Source organism: Arthrobacter sp. MDT2-34-1 (assembly GCF_059091365.1).
The window spans coordinates 135,102-155,440 of the sequence record NZ_JBNHGO010000004.1 but is presented as its reverse complement, the minus strand read 5'-3'; the positions used below and the strand labels follow the sequence as shown (position 1 = coordinate 155,440).

The 20,339-nt window shown below is 67.0% G+C and carries 20 protein-coding genes and 1 riboswitch; of the genes, 14 read left to right on the top strand and 6 right to left on the bottom strand.

Annotated elements, in window-relative coordinates; genetic code table 11:
- Positions 1 to 39: 39 nt before the first annotated feature.
- Complete coding sequence (locus AC5RVV_RS16615) at positions 40 to 696, bottom strand: GntR family transcriptional regulator (RefSeq protein WP_494002497.1); 657 nt, start codon at positions 694 to 696, stop codon at positions 40 to 42.
- Between the two features lie 160 nt (positions 697 to 856).
- Between AC5RVV_RS16615 and AC5RVV_RS16610 the strand changes: the two genes are divergently transcribed.
- From AC5RVV_RS16610 to AC5RVV_RS16580, 7 genes are all read left to right on the top strand, one after another.
- A complete protein-coding gene (locus tag AC5RVV_RS16610) occupies positions 857 to 1,936 on the top strand; it encodes an aromatic ring-hydroxylating dioxygenase subunit alpha (protein WP_494002496.1) in 1,080 nt (359 codons plus the stop codon).
- An 8-nt stretch (positions 1,937 to 1,944) separates the two neighbouring features.
- Entirely contained in the window at positions 1,945 to 2,394 is a 450-nt protein-coding gene (locus AC5RVV_RS16605) for a hypothetical protein (protein ID WP_494002495.1), read from the top strand.
- A gap of 218 nt (positions 2,395 to 2,612) precedes the next feature.
- Positions 2,613 to 3,563, top strand: coding sequence for an ABC transporter substrate-binding protein (locus tag AC5RVV_RS16600; RefSeq protein ID WP_494002494.1), 951 nt, complete (start codon positions 2,613 to 2,615; stop codon positions 3,561 to 3,563).
- Positions 3,564 to 3,582: 19 nt separating this feature from the next.
- Positions 3,583 to 4,521, top strand: coding sequence for an amino acid ABC transporter permease (locus AC5RVV_RS16595; RefSeq protein ID WP_494002493.1), 939 nt, complete (start codon positions 3,583 to 3,585; stop codon positions 4,519 to 4,521).
- Positions 4,518 to 5,315, top strand: a complete 798-nt coding sequence (locus AC5RVV_RS16590) for an amino acid ABC transporter ATP-binding protein (protein ID WP_494002492.1) — start codon at positions 4,518 to 4,520, stop codon at positions 5,313 to 5,315. The genes AC5RVV_RS16595 and AC5RVV_RS16590 overlap by 4 nt, the downstream gene beginning before the upstream one ends.
- A 19-nt stretch (positions 5,316 to 5,334) precedes the next feature.
- Positions 5,335 to 6,291: a PDR/VanB family oxidoreductase gene (locus AC5RVV_RS16585; RefSeq protein ID WP_494002491.1), complete on the top strand. Its 957-nt coding sequence runs from the start codon at positions 5,335 to 5,337 to the stop codon at positions 6,289 to 6,291.
- 106 nt (positions 6,292 to 6,397) lie between these two features.
- Complete coding sequence (locus tag AC5RVV_RS16580; protein WP_494002490.1) at positions 6,398 to 7,177, top strand: CPBP family intramembrane glutamic endopeptidase; 780 nt, start codon at positions 6,398 to 6,400, stop codon at positions 7,175 to 7,177.
- Positions 7,178 to 7,347: 170 nt separating this feature from the next.
- Here the strand turns inward: AC5RVV_RS16580 and AC5RVV_RS16575 are convergent, their stop codons facing one another.
- On the bottom strand, positions 7,348 to 8,316 hold the full coding sequence (locus AC5RVV_RS16575; protein ID WP_494002489.1) for a hypothetical protein: 969 nt from the start codon (positions 8,314 to 8,316) through the stop codon (positions 7,348 to 7,350).
- A gap of 174 nt (positions 8,317 to 8,490) precedes the next feature.
- The gene (locus AC5RVV_RS16570) at positions 8,491 to 9,132 is read right to left on the bottom strand and encodes a VOC family protein (RefSeq protein ID WP_494002488.1); all 642 of its coding nucleotides are present in this window, start codon (positions 9,130 to 9,132) and stop codon (positions 8,491 to 8,493) included.
- 227 nt (positions 9,133 to 9,359) lie between these two features.
- A riboswitch (SAM riboswitch) is annotated at positions 9,360 to 9,474 on the top strand.
- A 67-nt stretch (positions 9,475 to 9,541) separates the two neighbouring features.
- On the opposite strand from AC5RVV_RS16570, the gene AC5RVV_RS16565 reads away from it, so the two are divergent.
- Together AC5RVV_RS16565 and metX are read left to right on the top strand one after the other, a co-directional pair.
- Positions 9,542 to 10,867, top strand: a complete 1,326-nt coding sequence (locus AC5RVV_RS16565; RefSeq protein WP_494002487.1) for a bifunctional o-acetylhomoserine/o-acetylserine sulfhydrylase — start codon at positions 9,542 to 9,544, stop codon at positions 10,865 to 10,867.
- 80 nt (positions 10,868 to 10,947) lie between these two features.
- Complete coding sequence (metX, locus tag AC5RVV_RS16560) at positions 10,948 to 12,018, top strand: homoserine O-acetyltransferase MetX (RefSeq protein WP_494002540.1); 1,071 nt, start codon at positions 10,948 to 10,950, stop codon at positions 12,016 to 12,018.
- Between the two features lie 95 nt (positions 12,019 to 12,113).
- Here the strand turns inward: metX and AC5RVV_RS16555 are convergent, their stop codons facing one another.
- Positions 12,114 to 13,280, bottom strand: coding sequence for a winged helix DNA-binding domain-containing protein (locus AC5RVV_RS16555; RefSeq protein WP_494002486.1), 1,167 nt, complete (start codon positions 13,278 to 13,280; stop codon positions 12,114 to 12,116).
- 11 nt (positions 13,281 to 13,291) lie between these two features.
- A complete protein-coding gene (locus AC5RVV_RS16550) occupies positions 13,292 to 14,134 on the bottom strand; it encodes an SGNH/GDSL hydrolase family protein (protein WP_494002485.1) in 843 nt (280 codons plus the stop codon).
- Between the two features lie 154 nt (positions 14,135 to 14,288).
- On the opposite strand from AC5RVV_RS16550, the gene AC5RVV_RS16545 reads away from it, so the two are divergent.
- Entirely contained in the window at positions 14,289 to 15,362 is a 1,074-nt protein-coding gene (locus tag AC5RVV_RS16545) for an alpha/beta fold hydrolase (RefSeq protein WP_494002484.1), read from the top strand.
- A gap of 102 nt (positions 15,363 to 15,464) precedes the next feature.
- On the top strand, positions 15,465 to 16,115 hold the full coding sequence (locus AC5RVV_RS16540) for an alpha/beta hydrolase (protein ID WP_494002483.1): 651 nt from the start codon (positions 15,465 to 15,467) through the stop codon (positions 16,113 to 16,115).
- Between the two features lie 18 nt (positions 16,116 to 16,133).
- Here the strand turns inward: AC5RVV_RS16540 and AC5RVV_RS16535 are convergent, their stop codons facing one another.
- Entirely contained in the window at positions 16,134 to 16,361 is a 228-nt protein-coding gene (locus AC5RVV_RS16535; RefSeq protein ID WP_494002482.1) for an RNA-binding S4 domain-containing protein, read from the bottom strand.
- Positions 16,362 to 16,546: 185 nt separating this feature from the next.
- Between AC5RVV_RS16535 and AC5RVV_RS16530 the strand changes: the two genes are divergently transcribed.
- The 3 genes from AC5RVV_RS16530 (at position 16,547) to AC5RVV_RS16520 (ending at position 20,334) form a co-directional block, all read left to right on the top strand.
- Complete coding sequence (locus AC5RVV_RS16530) at positions 16,547 to 17,935, top strand: glycine--tRNA ligase (RefSeq protein WP_494002481.1); 1,389 nt, start codon at positions 16,547 to 16,549, stop codon at positions 17,933 to 17,935.
- 83 nt (positions 17,936 to 18,018) lie between these two features.
- On the top strand, positions 18,019 to 18,927 hold the full coding sequence (locus tag AC5RVV_RS16525) for a GNAT family N-acetyltransferase (RefSeq protein WP_494002480.1): 909 nt from the start codon (positions 18,019 to 18,021) through the stop codon (positions 18,925 to 18,927).
- 3 nt (positions 18,928 to 18,930) lie between these two features.
- The gene (locus AC5RVV_RS16520; RefSeq protein ID WP_494002479.1) at positions 18,931 to 20,334 is read left to right on the top strand and encodes a YibE/F family protein; all 1,404 of its coding nucleotides are present in this window, start codon (positions 18,931 to 18,933) and stop codon (positions 20,332 to 20,334) included.
- Positions 20,335 to 20,339: the final 5 nt, after the last annotated feature.

Sequence of the window (20,339 nt, the reverse complement as noted above, 5' to 3'; positions counted from 1 at the left end):
GTCCGGCCCGCTCCGGATCCTGAAGGCCGGGAGCGGTCCTCAGCCGATATGTTCGTAGCGGTTGGGGTCTTTCACGTCATGGCAGTGGGCAAGGACCTCGACGGCACGCTCGGCGTCGTGGTCCTTCAGTGCCTGGAGGATGCTGCGGTGATCGTGGATGACCTTGGCCTGGTGCTCCGGCCCCTGCCGGTACGTCAACGTGATCCGGTGCTGGATGGGATGGTTCCAGATGGAGGAGATCACGCCGCGCAGGTAGTCGTTGTCCGAGGGTTCGATCAGGGCCAGATGGAAGGCCCTGCCCAACCGGAAGAGTTCACCGCTGTCCTGCGGGTCGACGATTTCCGTCTCGTCCACGAGGCCGCCGAGCCGCACGAGCTGCTGCGGCGTGTAGGACCCGATGGCGTCCCGGACCGCGAGTGCTTCCAGGGCATAGCGCACCTTGAAGACGTTCTCGATCTCACGCTCGTCGAGCTGGTTGACGATATAACCCTTGCCCGGGACGAGGGTGGTCAGTCCTTCCAGCGTCAGCTGGGTGAGCGCGTCGCGGACGGGCGTGCGGGAGACACCGTATTGTGCCGCCACGGACTCCTGGGCCAGGGCTGAACCCGGTTCGATGGATCCGCTGATGATGTCGGCGCTCAGCTGCTCGTGGACCCGGACCGCCAGCGGCCTCACGTCATTCGGTATCGCAGCCACGATGGCCTCCTTTTGGGTTTCATTGAGTGCACTTTATAGCCCTGCCGCCAAGCAGGACATGGATTTCGAGGCAAAAGCGGCCAAACGCGTAACTTGCCAACGTTTAGCTGAAAGTGCTTGACGTCACATTGCAGCTCTGAATACAGTGTATACACACCTGTTGGAGGAGAACCTTAAAATGTATGTGCTGAACACTTGGTACGTGGCGGCGTGGTCGACGGAGGTCACCCGCAAGCCGGTGCGGCGGGTCATCTGCGAGCAGCCGATCGTCCTGTTCCGGACCCAGGACAACGAAGCCATTGCCCTTGCGGACCGCTGCGCGCACCGTGCCTTCCCGCTCTCGGAAGGCCGCACGATCGGCGATTCGGTGGAGTGCGGCTACCACGGTTTCACCTACGGCCCGGACGGCATGTGCACCAAGGTGCCGGCCCAGTCCTCGATCCCGGAGCGCGCGAAGGTGCGCAAATACCCCGTGGTGGAGCAGGACGGATGGATCTGGGTGTGGACCGGCGATCCGGAACTGGCCGACCCGGCCGATGTCCCGGATACCCACTGGATGGTGGACCCCGAGTGGGCCACCGTCACCCATTCGTACCACTTCAAGTGCCGGGCCGACCTGATCCACGACAACCTGTTGGACCTGACCCATGAGTCCTTCCTGCACAAGACCACCGTGGGCGACGACTACATCTACGAACACGGCATCACCGTGGAGGTCGAGGGCAACGTGGTCAGCGTCGACCGCCTGATGCCCTCGGTCGAAGCGCCGCCGCTCTATGCCGAAACCATGGACGCCCGCGGGCTGTTCGACCGTTTCCATTGCACCGAGTTCTTCGTGCCCAACCTGCATGTCCTGCACTCCGGCATCACCGGGGAGGGCAAGCCGCGCGAAGAGGGCTTCCTGATCAAGGTCCTCAACGGGATCACGCCCATCGACCAGCACAATTCCTGGTACTACTACGCCTTCAGCCGCAACTTCGCCGTCGACAACGAGCAGGCGACCGAGGACCTCCGGGTCGGTTTGGCCACCGTGCTGGACGAGGACGCGTCCGCGCTGGAAGCGCAGGAAATCGGGATGCAGACCCGGCCCGCGGGCGAGTTCGATGTGTTGATCGCCCAGGACGGCGGGGTCGCAAAGGCGCGGCGCATCCTGGCCGCGCTGCTCAAGAAGGAGCAGCCGGCCAAGTCCGCCCTCGGTTCGGCTCCCCGCCGGGAGCCGGTTGCTCCCAGGACGGCCTAGGTGCCCGCATGTGGATGCTGATTAGAGCCAATGCGCTCGGCGCGGAGACCTCGGCCGAGTCGGGCGCCAAGATCCTCGCGGCGTGTCCGGATTCGGCCGAGCGCGGCGACCCGTGGCGCTGGACGGTTGCGCTGGATGAATCCGGCCCCGAGCCCGCCGTCGCACTCGAAGCCGACGACAACTACATTGCCTCCGAAAGCCAGCGCTACACCGGCAACTACACCGGCACGCTGCAGCGCGGGCCCGGCGAGCAGCTGCTGGTGACCGGACTGGCCGGCGAGGCGCTGGTCGCCGCCGAGGACGGCCCGTGGGAACGCTGGTTGCGGGCCGGCGACGTGTTCATCGTCGAAGGAGAGGACGCGGAGACTATCCGGCTCTCGCTCGCGGCGGGAGAGTCCGCCGTCCAAGTCATCACCCTCGCCCCGCGAAAGGCCAAGGTGCTGCGATGGGTCCCTTGACGGCCACGGCCTGACCACCTGCAGCTTGCACCACGCAACGCACGGCCCGCGGATCGGCGGGACGGGCGCGCTGGCCGTCCCGCGGCGGCCACGGTTTCATTCGGAGCCGCGTGCTGCGCCCTGCACCTGAAACTGAAGCACCGAGGCGCTGATCGACTCCTGATCAGTGCGGATATCCAAAACCGGACAACGCCGTCCGGCCCATGAAAGGAAAGTCCATGCGTCATTCACGTCACCGTGCCGTCCGTGCCAATCTCCTCACCGGCACAGTGCTGCTGGCCGCGCTGTCCCTGGCCGCCTGCACGAACGCCTCCGGTTCGGCCGCGGGCTCCGCTGGCACCGCCGCTCCGGCCGCCGCCGGCGCCGCAACGGGGTCCGTGGAGGTCAACGAAGCAGCCCGGGACCTGCTGCCGGAGGGGATCCTGGCCTCCGGGAAACTGAAGGTCGCCTCCGACCCGACCTACGCCCCCTTCGAGTACTACGACACCGACAACCAGACGATGATCGGCTTTGACGTCGACTTCTCCGACGCCGTCGGCGCGGCCTTGGGACTGGAAGTGGAGCACGTTCCGGCAACCTTTGACACCATCCTGGGGGGCCTGGCCTCCGGGAAGTACGACATGGCCATGTCGGCCTTCTCGGTGACGCCCGAACGAGAGAAGATCGTCGACTTTGTGGAGTACCTCAACACCGGCACGGGCATCGCCGTTGCTCCCGGAAATCCGCTGGGCATCTCCATGGACCCCATGACCATGTGCGGGAAGAAGATCGGCGGCCAGAAGGGATCCATCCAGTCGATGGAGTACCTGCCGGAGTTCTCCAAGGCATGCACGGCCGCCGGCAAGGAAGCGATCAAGATCCAAAACTTCCCCGGGCAGACGGACGCCAACCTCGCGCTCACGTCCGGCCGCGTCGACGGGGTCATCGCCGACAGCATGCCGCTGGCCTTCCAGGGCAAGGAAGCCAAGGGGCAGTTCGAACTGGCCGAGGGCGAGGATTACGATCCCGCGCCCTTCGGCATTGCCCTGGCCAAGGACTCCGGCATGACGGAAGCCGTGACCGAGGCGGTGAAGGGCATCATCGCCGATGGCCACTACGAGGAAATCGGCGCCAAGTGGGACTTCCCGAAGACCGTGCTGATCTCGGCCGACGCGCTCGAGGCGAAGTAGCGAAAGAGGGAACCAGCTGATGACTGCCGTGACTGCCCGAAGCGAGCCGGTCGCCACACCGGTCGATGACTACACCATCGTCAAGGCCAAACACCCCGGCCGCTGGCTGGCTGCAGCCCTGATCTTCCTGATCGGCGGACTGCTGCTGCACTCCGTTTTTACCAACCCGAACTTCGGTTGGGACGTGGTGGCGATGTATCTGCGCGACATCTCCATCGGCCGGGGCATACTCGTCACGCTGGGACTCACCGCCATCAGCATGGCCATTGGCATCGTGCTCGGGGTGGTCCTTGCCGTCATGCGGCTGTCGGTCAATCCCGTGGTGCGCGGCGCTGCCTTCGCCTACGTGCACTTCTTCCGCGGCACCCCCGTGCTGGTCCAGCTGCTGTTCTGGTTCAACCTGGCCGCGCTTTACCCGGTCATTACCCTGGGCATCCCGGGGGTCCACCTGGATGCGAATCAGTTCATTACGCCGATGACGGCGGCGATCCTCGGCCTCGGCCTGAATCAGGGTGCCTACATGTCCGAGATTGTCCGGGCCGGCATCCTCTCCGTTGACCACGGACAGACCGAGGCCGCAGGAGCGCTGGGCATCACGAAGCTGCAGACAATGCGGCGCATCGTGCTGCCGCAGGCGATGCGCGTGATCATCCCGCCCACCGGGAATGAGACCATCGGCATGCTCAAGACCACCGCCCTGGTGAGCGTGATCTCGGTTCCGGAGCTGCTGTATTCGGCGCAGATCATCTACGCACGCACGTTCGAGACCATCCCGCTGCTCATTGTGGCCAGCCTCTGGTACCTGCTGATCACCTCGGTCCTCACCGTCGGCCAGTACTACCTGGAGCGGCGGTTCGCCCGCGGCAACCAGCGAAACCTGCCGCCGACGCCGTTCCAGCAGCTAAAGCGGTTCTTCGCGACCCATGACGCACTCTCCCTGAAAGGCGGCAAGAAATGACAGCAGCGAACGGTGCCGAACCGATGGTCAAGGCGAACGGGGTCTGCAAGAACTACGGCTCGAACCGTGTTCTGAAGGGGATTGACCTGCACGTCCAGCAGGGCGAGGTGGTGTGCCTCATCGGCCCCTCAGGATCCGGGAAGAGCACCTTCCTGCGGTGCATCAACCACCTGGAAGTCATCGACGGCGGCAGGATGTGGGTCAACGGGAAGATCGTCGGCTACGACCTCAAGGGCAACAGGCTCTACGAACAAAGCCACAACGATATCTGCCACAGCCGCTCCGACGTCGGCATGGTGTTCCAGCAGTTCAACCTGTTTCCGCACATGACCGTCCTGCAAAACCTCATCGAGGCGCCGCGTCTGGTCCGGAAGGAGCGGAAGGCGACAGCGGTGGCCAGAGCCAAGTCGCTGCTGGAAAAAGTCGGCCTGAGCGAAAAGGCGGACGCGTATCCGCGCCAGCTTTCCGGCGGCCAGCAGCAGCGGGTGGCGATCGCCCGTGCCCTGTGCATGGAACCGAAGCTGATGTTGTTCGACGAGCCCACTTCCGCCTTGGATCCCGAATTGGTGGGAGAGGTCCTGAAGGTGATGAAGGACCTGGCCATGTCCGGCATGACGATGGTGGTGGTGACGCATGAAATGAATTTCGCCCGCGACGTCGCCGATCGCGTGGTCTTCATGGACGACGGTCATGTCGTGGAAGAGGGGCCCGCCCGGGACGTCATCACCAATCCGCAAAACGAACGAACCAGGGCCTTCCTGGCCTCCGTTCTCGCCGAACCGGCAGCAGCCTGATACCCCTGTGAGTGCCACCATGAATGAAGAATTTTTCGACGTCGAAGTCCGGTCGATCAGCCACGAGTCCAACTGCGTGGTCTCCCTCCAGTTGGAACATCCGCTGGGGGAGGAGCTGCCGGAGTGGGACGCGGGGGCGCATGTCGACGTGCTCCTGCCCAACGGCCTCCTGCGCCAGTACTCGCTGTGCTCCCGGCGGGCGGACCGCTCCGCCTGGCGGCTTGGCATACTGCGCGAGCCGGAGGGCCGCGGCGGCTCCGCCTACGTGCACGACATGCTCAGGCCCGGCACCAAGATCCAGGTCCGGGGACCGCGCAACAACTTCGTTCTGGCTCCCGCCGCCGGCTATGTGTTCATCGCCGGCGGCATCGGCATCACCCCGATTCTGCCGATGATCCGGGAAGCTGCCGAAGCCGGCGTGCCCTGGCGCCTGCTTTATCTGGGGCGAAGCCGTTCTTCGATGGCGTTCCTCGACGAAATCCAGGCGCTCGACGGCGACATCCATATCCACGCCGACGACGAAAGCGGCTTCTACCCGCTGGCCGGACTCTTGGACGAATTGCCGCCGGCAACACACGTTTACGCCTGCGGACCCGGACCCCTGCTCAACGTGATTCAATCGATCGCGGACGGTTGGGACAACCCCGGGCGTTTCCACTGTGAGCGCTTCACAGCCTCCGGGACGGCCGAGCCGCCGGCGGAGGCGGGGGACTCGGCCTTCACGGTCGAATTGGCCGACGGCACCGAGGTTCCGGTGGGACCCGGGGAATCGATTCTGCAGGCCCTCGAAGCGGTCGGGATCCACCCGCTGAATTCCTGCCGGGAGGGGATCTGCGGCACCTGCGAAACCCCCGTCCTGGGTGGTGAGATCGACCACCGTGACTCGCTGCTGTCCGACGACGAGCGCGAGGCCGGAGACACCATGATGATCTGCGTGTCGCGATGCAAGGGCCGGCGCCTGCTGCTGGACTTGTAGCAGCCAAGCGTTCCCGGCGCCGACGCGGGCCACGGGAGCAGCCGCGCACGGAACGGAAGCGCCCCAGGCCGATGACTCCCGCGGTTCTGTTGGCAAGATGGAGGCTATGGACAAGCAGAGGGTCGCCACCGCGAGCACGCCGCGCACGGTCAAGTACTACCGGGCGGAAGTGCTCATCGTCCTGGGACTCTCGCTCGGGCAGTCGGCGGTCTATGCCGTGGTGAACCTGCTGGAAAAAATGACCCGCGCTCCGCTGGCCTCGCAGACGACCACACTGAACCCGGTGCTGAACGAGCGGGAACTCTTCGATTTCGTGTACCAAATGCTTGGCATCGTCTTTGCGCTGGTGCCGGTGGCCCTGGTGCTGTTTTTGATGACCGGTCCCGGACGGTCGGCCTTCCGGGCGATCGGGTTCACGTTTTCCCGGCCGCGGCTGGACTTCGGCCTGGGCTTTTTGCTCGCGCTGGTGATCGGTGTCGGGACGCTGGGCGTCTATGCCGCCGGCCGGGCGCTGGGAATCACCACCGCCATTGTCCCGGCGGCCCTGGATGAATACTGGTGGACGGTTCCGGTGTTGGTCCTGTCCGCGCTGCGGCATGCGGTCCTCGAAGAGGTGGTCATGGTGGGCTACCTCTTCAACCGCTTCGCGAAGTTCGGCTGGGGCATCTGGTCCGCGATCTTCGTCAGCGCCGCCCTGCGCGGGACCTACCACCTCTACCAGGGCATCGGGCCGGGCATCGGGAACTTCCTCATGGGTTTGGTCTTCGGCTACGCCTATACAAAGGCCAAGCGGGTGATGCCGCTGGTGGTGGCGCACGCGCTGCTGGATATTGCCGGCTTCGTCGGCTACACGCTGCTGGGGCCGGCCATCGGCATCGGCACGTAGCGGGCACAAAGAGTTGCCGGCCATCGGCATCGGCACGTAGCGGGCACAAAAGAGTTGCCGGCCATCTATTGGAGCCTGGTACACGTGCTCCGGCTGTCTCCAGAGCCGCAGCCGAAACCTTCGCAACGGCTCGCCCCCAAGTCAGGAGTGGTGCCGGGGAGAATTGACCGCTACATGCCCGTCCACGAGTTGTTCCACCTATCCTGGGGAAGGCCCGCCATGGAAAGGGACCGGACGATGCCCAGTGGTGTGTCGGTACCTGTGGGCTGGAGCGCGTCCCACATCCAGCGAACCATGCCCGCCCCCGTCGCCCGAATGCGGTCCTCCCGCCTCTTTTCCGCCTCCACTACGTCGGCGGGACTACGGCTCCGAAGGTACTCGTTTCGGGAGTATTTTCCTGCACCATCGAATTCGCCGGCGAGACGAAATTGTTCCCAGTAGAAGTCGACGATGCCGACACGAACTCCCTGCGAATCGAAGACAGGGTACTGCAGTAACGGCTCCGGGAAGTGGTTCAGGTACATCAGAGCCCGGGAGTACGATTCGCCTGGCGACTGCGAGGCGGGATCGGCGAAGGCGAGAACCCGTTTCACGCGGTTTGACTTTCCCGGTGGCAAAGAACCGGCCAGATCAAGAATCCGGGTGGCCTGCAGGGCGGGAAGGCCGAGGTGGCGGTCCACGCGAAGCGCATGGTCCATTGCGGGAACGGCCTCAGCGAAGGGACTATGCGCCGCCACATCGACAACGGTTTGTGCCCGGGAAGTGATCAGGTAGCCGTTGCGGCTAACGAGGGGTTCCAAAAGTTCCCTGCGATGCCACCGGATTCCGCCACGGGACCGACCATGCGTGCCGTTGTAAGCCAACAAGTCCACGTCTAGAGAGCGGCCAATTACCGGAAGTCCCCACACCGCCGCCGCAGAGCGCTGGACAAGGACTCTGTCGGTGCGTCCGGTGCCGACGGCGGCCTCTATGTGTAGGCGCTGCTGCTCCCACCATGGCAACCGCGAGTATTCCCCGGCGGCCGCATACACGCCGCGCCGCAAGCGGACCAATTGTCCTTCCGCAGCTTGTCGGGCGACATCCCGGCGTCCTGGACCCCACTTCTCCAGGTCCCTCACATAGATCAGTTTCACGTCCATACGGGACAGCCTCGGCGGCCTCATGGCGGTCGGGCACGCGGGGAGGAGCTGTGTGGAAAAACGCTGCCCTGCAGGTCGATCTGGAGGGCTTGTGAACGCAAAAGCTCCGTTTCGGGCGTCTGCTCCTTCTATAACGCGGAGCGGACGCCCGAAACGGAGCGATGCCGGGAGAACTTACAGTTCCACGATCCCGTTGGCGGTTTCGAAGCGGACGGACAGGATGCCCGGCGTACCGTTCGGTGCCGTCCAGGCGACCTTGACGTCGTCCAGCAGGCCGTCGACCGGCGTGCCCAGCCAGTCCGCCACCCGCTCGGAAGAGCCGGCGATGGTCAGGCCGATCAGCTTGACCGTGGCGGGGCGGGCGTTGGACGGGTGCAGCGGTTCGGTGCCGTCATCCCAGCGCAACATGTAGGGCACCTGCGGGTCGGCGATGAGGCCCTTGATCCCGATCTGCTGCCAGCTCAGTTCCTGCCCATCCGGGAACTTGCGGTTGCCGGGAACCGCGTGGCGGCCCAGCCGTTCTTCGAACGGGGTCAGGTCGTCGACCGCCACGCACCAGCCCATCCAACCGCCGCCGGCTTCCGACCGCGCCCGCACTGCCTGGCCAAAGGGGGCCTTGTCGGAAGCGGGGTGGTCGAGCACCTCCACGACCTCCAGGTAGTGGTGGTCGGTGAGGGGGAAGATCATATTGCGGGTGCCGAAGCGGGGATGAACCCCGCCCTTGACGGCGTCGATGCCTAGGGCTTTGGAGATCCGCTCTGAGGTGGCAGCCAGACCGTCGGGTTCAGCGGCATAAGAAACATGGTCGAAGCGCATGGCATTATCTTGGCACTTTGTGAACCCGCTCTCGACTTAGGGTGACCTAAGTCACTCAATTTGCGGCTCGTGGGGAACGCGCCGTTCCGGACAGCAATTCCGCCTCCCCGGCACGCGCCGGCAACAGTGACGAAGCGGACGGTCGGACAGGCGGTCCGGAGACCGGTGCCCAGTCATAAGGTGTCATATTGTTGCGGCCGCCGGCTTGTCTGCGGAGACTGGAGGCAGGTCATGAGTGCCAGCGCAAAACCCCGGTTTGCTGGCCGGCAACCCTCCAACCGCGGTGGGGTGCCCCGGGTGAAGACCAGGCAGCCGCCATAAGGCGGTGCGCAAGCGCGGGTCACACCCGGGACAGACATGCCGGCACGGCCGGATCCCGGATGGCCCCTTCCAGTGAAGGAGTTGCACCATGTCCAACGCCGATTGGTCCTTTGAAACCCGTCAGATCCACGCAGGGCAGGAGCCGGACGCCGCCACGGGCGCCCGCGCACTGCCGATCTACCAGACCACGTCATTCGTGTTCCCCAGCGCGCAGAGCGCGGCCGACCGGTTCGCCCTGTCCGAACTGGCACCCATCTACACCAGGATCGGCAACCCCACCCAGGAAGCGGTCGAGACCCGGATCGCCAACCTGGAGGGCGGCGTCGGCGCCCTGCTGCTTGCTTCGGGCCAGGCCGCGTCGACGTTCTCCATCCTCAACCTGGCCGAGGCCGGCGACCACATCGTGGCCAGCCCCAGCCTGTACGGCGGCACCTACAACCTGCTGCGCACCACGCTGCCCAAGTTCGGCATCGAGGTCACCTTCGTCGAGGATCCGGACAACCTGCAGCAGTGGCGCGATGCCGTCAAGCCGAACACCAAGGCGTTCTTTGGCGAGGTCGTCTCCAACCCGCGCCAGGACGTGCTGGACCTGGAGTCGGTCAGCGCCATCGCCCACGAAAACGGCGTGCCGCTGATCGTTGACAACACCTTGTCCACCCCGTACCTGATCCGCCCGATCGAGTGGGGGGCCGACATCGTGCTCCACTCGGCCACCAAGTACCTCGGCGGCCACGGGACGGCGATCGGCGGCGTGATCGTCGACGCCGGCACGTTCGATTTCGCCGCCGACCCCGAAAGGTTCCCGGGGTTCAACACGCCGGACGACACCTACAACGGGCTGGTCTTCGCCCGCGACCTCGGCGTCAACGGCGCTCTGGGCGCCAACCTGGCCTACATCCTCAAGGCCCGGGTGCAGTTGCTGCGCGACCTGGGGTCCGCCATCTCGCCGTTCAATGCCTTCCTGATTGCCCAAGGGCTGGAGACGCTGAGCCTGCGCGTGGAGCGGCATGTGGCCAACGCTCAGAGGGTGGCCGAATTCCTGGAAGAGCACGACGACGTTGCCTCCGTCGCGTACCTCGGCCTGCCCTCCAGCCCCTGGTATGAGCGCGGCCGCAAGTACGGCCCGAAGGGGACCGGCGCCATCGTCGCGTTCGAAATCAAGGGCGGCATCGAGGCCGGAAAGCGCTTTGTGGACGGCCTTGAACTGCACTCGCACGTGGCCAACCTGGGCGATGTGCGCTCGCTGGTGATCCACCCGGCGTCGACCACCCATGCCCAACTCTCGGCCGCGGAACGGGTCGCAGCCGGGGTGACCGACGGTCTGGTCCGGCTGTCGGTAGGCATCGAGAACGTCAACGACATCATCGCCGACCTGGAGGCCGGTTTCCGCGCCGCCAAGGGTGCGGACGACTAGGCAAGCAGGTAGAGCGCAGCGTGACGATAGTGCAACCGCAGGAACTGGTGGAACAGGCAACCGACGGCATCCTGCGCCGGATGCCGGTTGGTGCGCTGGAGCTGGAAGCCGGCGGCTATCTGCCCGAGGTGGTCCTCGGCTTTGAGACCTGGGGCACCCTGAATGCGGACGCGTCCAATGCCGTCCTGATCCAGCATGCCCTGACCGGCAGCACGCATGTCGCACGCGGCTACTCGGACGAGGACGGCTGGTGGGACGACCTGGTAGGCCCCGGTGCCACGATCGACACGGAGCGCTATTTCGTCGTGGCCGCCAACATGATTGGCGGCTGCTACGGCTCCACCGGTCCCTCGTCGCCGGCTCCGGACGGGACGCCGTGGGGTTCACGCTTCCCGTTCGTCACGATCCGCGATTCGGTCCGCGCCGAGGCGCGGCTGGCCGACGCGCTGGGGATCCGGCGCTGGCACACGGTGCTCGGCGGGTCGATGGGTGGCGCCCGCGCGCTTGAATGGGCGGCTACGTTCCCGGAGCGCACGGCCCGGTGCGCCGTCCTGGCGTGCGGCGCCGCGAGCACCGCCGAACAGATTGCCTTCGCGCAGGCGCAGGTCGCGGCCATCCGGCTGGACCCGTACTTCTCCGGCGGCGACTATTACGGGGGCCCCGCTCCCGAGGCTGGACTGGGTATCGCCCGGCGGATCGCGCACATCAACTACCGCTCGGAGCCGGAGCTGGAGTACAGGTTCGGCCGCAAGCCGCAGGCGGAGGAGCAGCCGTTCGGCGGCATTACGCCGTCCGCCCGTGGCCGCTATGCCGTGGAAAGCTACCTTGACTACCAGGCGGACAAGCTCGTCGCGCGCTTCGACGCCAACAGCTACATCCTGCTCACCGAGGCCCTCATAAGCCACGACGTTGCCCGGGGCCGGGGCTCGCTGGAGCAGTCGCTGGGCGGCCTCACCGACACGCAGTTCTTCGTCGCCGCGGTGGATTCCGACCGCCTGTACTTCCCGGAACAGTCGCGGCAGCTGGCCGAGGCGCTGCCCGGGGCGGTCAAGGTCCACACCATCGAGACGCCGCTGGGCCACGACGGTTTCCTCACCGACATCCACCAGCTGCACGAGGCCCTCACCGAGGCGTTCTTCGCGCCCGCCTGACTTTTCGGCCCGCGTGACAGCGGCCTCGGTACGACGTCGGTGCGCGCCCTCCGCGCCGATTCCCACCGCCGCGCCCGATCGGGGGGAGCGGAGCGTCAGGTCAGTTCGAGCGATACCGGCCGCCGCAGGAAGGCCCCGTACCGTTCCACCGCGTCGTCCACGGCCTGCCGCTCCGGCTCGCTTAAGACCCGCAGCGGCTTGAGCCGCAGCTCGGCGGAGCCGGGCCGGAGGACGTGTCTCCAGTTGCCGGCCATCCGTCCGTCCAACAGCAGCACGTGGATCGGCACGTCGCCGCCCGGCGCCGCCGGCGCGCTGCCGCCCAGATAGCCGCGGGTTTTGGTGTAACCCATGACGTATTCGTCGTAACACTGGATCAGGTCCGCCCGCGGGTGTCCGTCGCCCGCCGCGGCTGCGGCGCCGCCGATCGTCCCGGCGGCGGGGGAGTACCAGAGCTGTTGCCCCTCGGTTTCGAACAGTTCCAGTCCGTCTCGGCCCCCGGCTTCGAGGCCGCGCTTGACGTCCGCCTGAGGCAGTTTGGACCAGTCGGAACAGTCCTTCAAGGTCGCCGGTCCGCGGCTGGTGAAGTACCGCCCGGTCAGTTGGGCCAGCGCCGCGTCGCGGTCGAAGTCCGCGGCCAGCGGCGGTACCCGCTCGTCGAAGGCCGCATACGTCTGCTGCACGGCGCCCGACCCGGAGGTCCGCGGAGGCCCGTTCACCAGCACCCGGTCCATTTCCGCATGGAACACCAGATGCCCCAGCCGCTGCCCGCGCAGCGTCGCTCCGTTCAGCCTCGCGCCGTCGTCCTTCAGCAGCGCCGCCTGGGCGAGCCGGGCGGCGAGCTCGTCCCGGGTCAGGTGCCGGCCCCCGGCGACGGCCGCGGCCAGCACGTCGTTGCTGCGCGCCACCGTTGCCTCGTCCAGTCCCAGCTGCCGGTCCCGGCCCTTGTTTCCTGCCTTGAGGCGGGGGCCGGAGAGCAGCATCAGCCAGCGCAGGTCTTCGGCGGCCACAAAGTGCCAGGTGGGCCGCAGGACATGCGTGCGCAGGATGCGTCCGCCGGCGATCGCCGCATCCACCTCCGCAGCGTTGTCCCGTGCCGGTCCGCCGCAGCGCTGGGCCAGCGACCAGCGGGCATAGGCATATTCCTGGGACTGGAAGGCGAGCAGCCAGCACAAGGCGGCGGCGGCGTCGTCCCGGGGGCTGTCCCACAGCCGCTGTGCCCGCAGCCGGTGACGGCGGATCTCCTGGGGACTCGGCTGCTGCACGGCTGCTCCTGTTACCCGGCCGCGCCGGGAGGCATGCCCGGACCGAAGAAGGGGTCGGCGGCCGGCCGCTTGGGCAGGATCCCGTCGCCCGAGGACTGGTGGCGGACCCGGCGCAGGACCCACGGGACCAGGTGCTGGCGGGCCCATACCAGGTCCTCGGTGCGGGCGGTGCGCCAGTTCTTGGGTGGCAACGGTTTGGGCGTCTCGGGCTGCAGCGAATGCTCCACGTTGAGGGCGTCCAGCACCATGGCCGCGATGGTGTGGTGCCCCAGCGGGGAGAAATGCAGCCTGTCAGGTGCCCACATCTGCGGTGCCTTCAGCTGGCGCAGCGCCCACATGTCGGCCACGACGGCGTTATGGCGTGCCGCCACCGTGCGCAGGTTCTCGTTGTAGATCGCGGCCTTGCCGCGGACACTGCCGATGACGGGTGTATCGCCGATGTCGGGCGCGGTAAACAGGACGATGGTGGCTTGCGACGCTGCCAGCCGGGTGACGGCGCGGTCGAACTTCTCGGCCAGGGCGTCCGGGTCGCCGCCCGGCCGGATCACATCATTGCCGCCCGCGCAGATCGAAATGAGGTCCGGCTGCAGGGCCAGGGCCGGTTCGACCTGTTCATCGATGATTTGCTGCAGCAGGCGGCCGCGGATCGCGAGGTTCGCGTAGGCGAAGTCATGGTGGCCGCGGGCGAGTTCCTCGGCCACGCGGTCGGCCCATCCGCGGTGTCCGCCCGGGCTCCCGGGGTCCGGGTCGCCGATGCCTTCAGTGAACGAATCACCCAGGGCAACGAAACGGCTCCAAGGATGGCGGGCCGCGGCGATGGGCGCTTGTGTTTCGGGAAGGGACAAGTTACTCACAAGTACATTCTCCCAACAAGCCGCGGAGGATGCACAGAAGGTCGACAACCAATACCTGAATCACCTTTCAGAAAGTGATGGTCACTGCTCGGTTTACCGACTACTGTGTGCTTGACGCGGCCAACGGCGGCCGCCTCGACCTCGAGGAGCAGGGATGGAATTGCTGGCGGGAATCGTGGCGCGGCGTGTGCCGACGGAGCGGCTGACGGTGAACATCCTTGAGCGCGACGGCGACCGGCCCTACGGCACGCCGGTGGTCCTGGTGCATGGGAATGTTTCCTCCGCGCTGTTCTGGCAGGAGGCGATGCAGGCGCTGCCGGCCGACTACCGCGTGCTCGCGGTGGACCTGCGGGGTTTCGGCCAGACGGACCCGGCGCCGGTGGACGCCGCCCGCGGGCTGCGTGACTTTTCGGACGATCTTCATGCCACGCTGGAAACCCTGCAACTGGCGCCCGCGCACCTGGTGGGGTGGAGCATGGGCGGTGGCGTGGTGATGCAATACGCGCTGGAGCATCCGGTCAGCAGCCTGACGCTCCAGGCTCCGGTCTCGCCGTACGGCTTCGGCGGGACGGCTGGACCGGAGGGGCGCAGGCTCACCGGGGACGACGCCGGCACCGGCGGCGGGGGCGCCAACCCCGACTTCGTGGCGCGGTTGGCAGCCAGGGACACCAGCGGCGACGCGCCTGCCTCGCCGCTGTCGGTCTACCGCTCGACCTATGTGCACGCCGGGTTCCAGTCGCCCTACGAACGCATCTGGGTCGAATCGATGCTCAGCACCAAGACCGGCCGCGACAACTATCCGGGCGATTCCGTCCCCTCGCCGAACTGGCCCGGCTTCGCTCCCGGACGCAGGGGGGTGCTGAACACGATGGCGCCGGGGGTCTTCGACGCCAGCGGCCTTGTTGACCTGGCAGTCAAGCCGGATATCCTCTGGATCCGCGGCGACAGCGATGCGATCGTTTCCGATGCTTCATTCTTCGACCTGAACTGCCTCGGCAAGGCCGGTCTGGTGCCCGGCTGGCCGGGGGAGGAGGCGGCCCCGCCGCAGCCGATGGTCGCGCAGACCCGGGCGGTGCTGGAAAAGTATGCGGCCAACGGCGGGCGCTTCACCGAGGTGCTGCTCGACAACTGCGGACATTCGCCGCACGTGGAGTATCCGGAACGGTTCGTCGCCGAGCTGACGGCGCACGTCGAACGGAGCGGCGCGGCCGGGCAGCCCGCGGTCTGAGGCCTCCCGGGCACCGGCTCGGGTGCCCGGGCCCTGGGAGATCCGACACCCTAAGAAGCTTTAACTTTCAAGCAATGGGCTCTTTGTGCCATCATGGAACCCATGACTGAAACTGCTTATCAGCCCGTCGTTGCCTGGTCCAAACCCGAAGAGGAGCGGGCGGGGACGCCCCTGCTGGTGCTCTTCCACGGCTACGGATCCCACGAGCAGGACCTGATGGGCCTGGTGCCCGGACTGCCGGAGGAATTCACCGTGGCGGCGGTGCGCGCGCCGGTGGCGATGGGGCCAGGCTTCACCTGGTTCCCCCTGATGCACGAGCCGGACTTTTCCGTGGACAAGGTCACGAAGGCCGTCAGCGACGTGGTGTCCTGGCTGGACGGAGTCAAGGACCAGCACAGCAGCGTTTCGGTGCTGGGCTTTTCCATGGGCATGGCGGTGGCCACCTCGGTGCTGCGGCACCGCCCGGAGGAAATCGCCGCGGTGGTCGGCCTGTCCGGATTCGCCGTGCCGGCCGCGGGCAACGATTTTTTCCGCGACGATGCGGTCAAGGCGATCAAGCCCCCGCTCTTCTGGGGCCGGGACCAGGCGGACCAGGTCATCACCCCGGACAAGATCGAGTTCACCCACGCCTGGACGAACGAGCATGTGGACCTGACCAAGGTCCTCTACCCCGGCATCGGCCACGGCATCAACGCCCAGGAACTGGCGCATGTGAAGGAGTTCCTGACCTACAAGGTGCTGCAGGGGAAGTAGCAAACGGCTGCGTGCGGGTCAGCCGCGGCTGACCCGCACCGTTTGGCCGTTGCAGCTGACCGTATCGCCGGCGTGCAATTGCCGGCCGCGGCGCGTTTCGATGTCGCCGTTAACCTGGACCAGTCCGTTCTCGACGAACTCCTTGGCCTGGATCCCGTCGTCGGCGAGGTTGGCCAGCTTCAGCAGCTGGCCGAGCCGGATCATCTCGTCGCGGATCGGCACGTCATGGATATCGTCGGAAGCCATGGAACCATCATGCCTGATGCCTGTCGATGCATCCGCGCGGTTCGGGTTCGGGTTCCCGTTTTCGGTAGGCTAACGTTGTAGCTTCGCTATGCGCCGATCCGTGCCTGCAGCAGCCGGGCGGATCTGTGCCATGACAACCCTCGGACCGCACCCAGCGGCCCTGGAGAGATACGGAGAACCACCTCATGGCAGCAGCCAAATCAGCCCTCGATTCGATTATCTCGCTGGCCAAGCGCCGCGGCTTCGTGTTCCAGGCTGGTGAGATTTACGGTGGATCCCGCTCCGCATGGGACTACGGGCCGCTCGGCGTCGAGCTGAAGGAAAACATCAAGCGCCAGTGGTGGCAGACGATGGTCCGCGGCCGCGACGACGTGGTCGGACTGGATTCGTCGGTCATCCTGCCGCGCCAGGTCTGGGAAGCGTCCGGCCACGTGGACGTCTTTTCCGACCCGCTGGTGGAGTGCCTCAACTGCCACAAGCGCTACCGCGCCGACCACCTCGAAGAAGAGTACGAGGAGAAAAAGGGCCGCGCCCCGGAAAACGGGCTGAAGGACGTCGCATGCGTCAACTGCGGCACCAAGGGCGAGTGGACCGAACCCCAGGAATTCTCCGGCCTGTTGAAGACCTTCCTGGGCCCGGTCGCCCAGGAAGAAGGCATGCACTACCTGCGCCCGGAGACCGCGCAGGGCATCTTCGTGAACTTCAACAATGTCCTGACCACCTCGCGGAAGAAGCCGCCGTTCGGCATCGGCCAGATCGGCAAGAGCTTCCGCAACGAGATCACCCCGGGCAACTTCATCTTCCGCACCCGCGAGTTCGAGCAGATGGAAATGGAATTCTTCGTGGAGCCCGGGACGGACGAAGAGTGGCACCGGTACTGGATCGACGCCCGGCTGCAGTGGTACGTGGACCTGGGCATCAAACGCGACAACCTCCGCCTCTTCGAGCACCCGCTGGACAAGCTGAGCCATTACTCCAAGGGCACCACCGACGTCGAATACCGCTTCGGCTTCCAGGGCTCGGAATGGGGCGAGCTGGAAGGCATCGCCAACCGGACGGACTTTGACCTGTCCACCCACTCTAAGCACTCCGGCACCGACCTGAGCTACTTCAACCAGGCCACCAACGAGCGCTACACCCCGTACGTGATCGAGCCGGCCGCCGGGCTCACGCGGTCCTTCATGGCCTTTTTGGTGGACGCGTATACCGAGGACGAGGCACCGAACGCCAAGGGCGGCGTGGACAAGCGCACGGTGCTGCGGCTGGACCCGCGGTTGGCCCCGGTCAAGGCCGCCGTGCTGCCGCTGTCCCGCAACGAGGACCTCTCGCCCAAGGCCAAGGAGCTGGGGGAGGCGCTGCGCAAGAACTGGAACATCGACTTCGACGACGCCGGTGCCATCGGCCGCCGCTACCGCCGGCAGGACGAGATCGGCACGCCGTTCTGCATCACGGTGGACTTCGACACGCTCGAGGACCAGGCGGTGACCATCCGTGAGCGTGACTCGATGGCCCAGGAACGGGTCTCCCTGGACAAGGTCGAAGCATATTTGGCAGCCCGCCTGATCGGAGCCTGAACCGGCCGCGGACCGCGCGTCCGCAGCCGCGGCGGCAACCGTCCAGCCGCCCGATCAGAGCAGCCCACCCCTGAAGGAGAACCATGGCCCAGCTGACCTACCGTGACTGGCGCGAGGACGATGACCTGGCCCTGCTGGAGGTCTGGGGCGACCCGGAAACCGGCCAGGCCGGTCACTTCCGTGCCATGCTCCGCCCGTCCGCCGACCAGCCGTGGTCGCGGTGCATCGTTGCCGAAGACCAGGGGATAGCCGTTGCCGCAGGCACCGTGTACGAGACCAGCCTGCATCCGGACCGGCTGTGGGTGTACGTCGAGGTTGCCCGCGACCACCGCGGCGCCGGGGTCGCCCGTGACCTGCTGTCACGGCTCCGCGCCGAGGCCGAGCACGCGCCCTCGGGCGTGCGGAAGCTGCGGGCGAAGGTGGAGCCGGACACCTCCGGCGCCGCCTTCGCCCGGGCCGCCGGCCTGACCCAGATCCAGAGCTCGCGCGTGGTGCTGGTCTCGCCCGGCGCGCTGCCGCTGCCCGACCTCGGGGAAACCGGTCCGCAACTGGAGGAGGCGGCCACCGGGTCGGTGGAACTGACCCGGGCCGTGGCCGACTTCTACAACTCGGTGCACGTGTGGGACCGGGCGGACATGACCGTGGGACGCGCCCAGCAGATGCTGCTCAGCGAGAGCGCGGGGGCCGGCGGAGCGGTGGTGCTGCGCAGCGCCCCCAAGTCCGACGGCGGCACCATCCAGGCTTTCGCCGTCAGCTACACGCATGAGCGCACGGACGCCCCGGCGGACGTGCTGTTGGGATATGACACCGCGCTGCCGGCCGAGGACGCCGAGGCCGCGGTGCGGGCGCTGCTGGCCATGCTGGTGGCGCAGTACCCGGTGCAGCTGGAGGTGGACGACTCGATGACCGCTGTGCTGGCCGTGCTGCAGCCGCTGCTGGACTCCGGTCTCGCGCGCCAGCTGGGTCCGGAAACCTCCATCGTCAGCGACTGACGGATGGGGCACAGCCACAGCCACGGGACTTCCACGCCCGGCGCCGCCGCCCTGGCCGCGCGGCGGCGGGCCAACCTGCTCCTGGCGGCCATCCTGCTGCCGGTCACCGTCCTGACCCTGGTAGGCATGATCCTGCTCTGGCCCTCCGGGGACGGAGCCGGAGCCGATGTCCCCGACCCCTATGCCGCGGCGCCCGGGGTGACCTTCGACGTCGGCACCGTGCAGAGGGTGGAGCTGGAAGACTGCCCCACCTCGCAGGCGGCGGTGGACGCCGGGATGGAAGCGCAGGAGTGCCTGGTCGCCTACACCCAGCCCGACGCCGGCGGCTCGCCGCTGCCCGTGGAGATCACGCCGGAGATCGCGGCCTCGCGCGGCGTCGAGGCCGGCGACACCATCCGCTACCTGAATCTCTCCGGCGTCATGGGCGGGCAGGAGGGGGCCTACGTCTTCGTGGACTTCGTGCGCAGCGTCCCCATGGTGCTGCTGGCCGTGCTCTACGCGCTGGTCGTGGTGGCCGTGGCCCGCTGGCGCGGCTTCCGCGCGATGCTCGGACTGGCGGGCGGTTTTTTGGTCCTGGCGCAGTTCATCCTGCCGGGCCTCATGGAAGGCAAGCCGCCGCTGCTGCTGGCGCTCATCGGCTCGGTGGTCATCATGGTCGGGGTGCTCTACTTCGCCCACGGCTTCTCCGCCCGCACGTCCACCGCGTTGCTGGGCACCCTGTTCGGCCTGGGCGTGACCGCCCTGCTGGCGGCCTGGGCCACCGACGCCGCCTACCTGACCGGCGTGGACGACGACTACACCTACCAGCTGATCAACCTGGGCGGCAGCCTCTCCGTCTCCGGGCTGATCATGTGCGGGTTAATCATCTCCGGACTGGGCGTGCTCAACGACGTCACCATCACCCAGTCGTCGGCGGTGTGGGAAATGTACGAACTGGCTCCCGGTGCCTCTGCCAGGCGCCTGTTCACCGGGGCCATGCGCGTGGGGCGGGACCACATCGCCTCCACCGTCTACACCATTGCCTTCGCCTACGCCGGCGCGTCCCTTCCGGTACTGATCCTGGTGTCGCTGCACGACCGGCCGCTGTTCGCCACGTTGACCAGCGGGGAACTGGCCGAGGAGATTGTGCGCACCCTGGTCGGATCCATCGGCCTGGTCCTGGCCATCCCGATCACCACGTTGATCGCGGTGCTGGTGGTCAAGGCCACCGGCATCCGTGGTCCGGTGGCGGCGGGGGAGCGGTCAGGCCCCCGGCACCTCATGGCCGGAGCCGCCGCCGATCCCGACGCGGGGGTAAGGGGGCCCGGCGGGGCCGCCGCAACCCGCGCGCCCGCCGACGCAGGGGTGCGGGACCCCGGGGCGGAAGCCACGGCGGGCCACGGCAGGCCCGCCGACCCGAGCGGCTAGACTGC

Bases quoted from the DNA above. Each gene is read 5' to 3' on its own strand.
- AC5RVV_RS16520 (WP_494002479.1), top strand. From the start codon at position 18,931: ATGGGGCACAGCCACAGCCACGGGACTTCCACGCCCGGCGCCGCCGCC.
- AC5RVV_RS16595 (WP_494002493.1), top strand. From the start codon at position 3,583: ATGACTGCCGTGACTGCCCGAAGCGAGCCGGTCGCCACACCGGTCGAT.
- AC5RVV_RS16525 (WP_494002480.1), top strand. From the start codon at position 18,019: ATGGCCCAGCTGACCTACCGTGACTGGCGCGAGGACGATGACCTGGCC.
- AC5RVV_RS16530 (WP_494002481.1), top strand. From the start codon at position 16,547: ATGGCAGCAGCCAAATCAGCCCTCGATTCGATTATCTCGCTGGCCAAG.
- AC5RVV_RS16540 (WP_494002483.1), top strand. From the start codon at position 15,465: ATGACTGAAACTGCTTATCAGCCCGTCGTTGCCTGGTCCAAACCCGAA.
- AC5RVV_RS16605 (WP_494002495.1), top strand. From the start codon at position 1,945: ATGTGGATGCTGATTAGAGCCAATGCGCTCGGCGCGGAGACCTCGGCC.
- AC5RVV_RS16575 (WP_494002489.1), bottom strand. From the start codon at position 8,316: ATGGACGTGAAACTGATCTATGTGAGGGACCTGGAGAAGTGGGGTCCA.
- AC5RVV_RS16585 (WP_494002491.1), top strand. From the start codon at position 5,335: ATGAATGAAGAATTTTTCGACGTCGAAGTCCGGTCGATCAGCCACGAG.
- AC5RVV_RS16580 (WP_494002490.1), top strand. From the start codon at position 6,398: ATGGACAAGCAGAGGGTCGCCACCGCGAGCACGCCGCGCACGGTCAAG.
- AC5RVV_RS16535 (WP_494002482.1), bottom strand. From the start codon at position 16,361: ATGGCTTCCGACGATATCCATGACGTGCCGATCCGCGACGAGATGATC.
- AC5RVV_RS16590 (WP_494002492.1), top strand. From the start codon at position 4,518: ATGACAGCAGCGAACGGTGCCGAACCGATGGTCAAGGCGAACGGGGTC.
- AC5RVV_RS16600 (WP_494002494.1), top strand. From the start codon at position 2,613: ATGCGTCATTCACGTCACCGTGCCGTCCGTGCCAATCTCCTCACCGGC.
- AC5RVV_RS16545 (WP_494002484.1), top strand. From the start codon at position 14,289: ATGGAATTGCTGGCGGGAATCGTGGCGCGGCGTGTGCCGACGGAGCGG.
- metX (WP_494002540.1), top strand. From the start codon at position 10,948: ATGCCGGTTGGTGCGCTGGAGCTGGAAGCCGGCGGCTATCTGCCCGAG.
- AC5RVV_RS16570 (WP_494002488.1), bottom strand. From the start codon at position 9,132: ATGCGCTTCGACCATGTTTCTTATGCCGCTGAACCCGACGGTCTGGCT.
- AC5RVV_RS16565 (WP_494002487.1), top strand. From the start codon at position 9,542: ATGTCCAACGCCGATTGGTCCTTTGAAACCCGTCAGATCCACGCAGGG.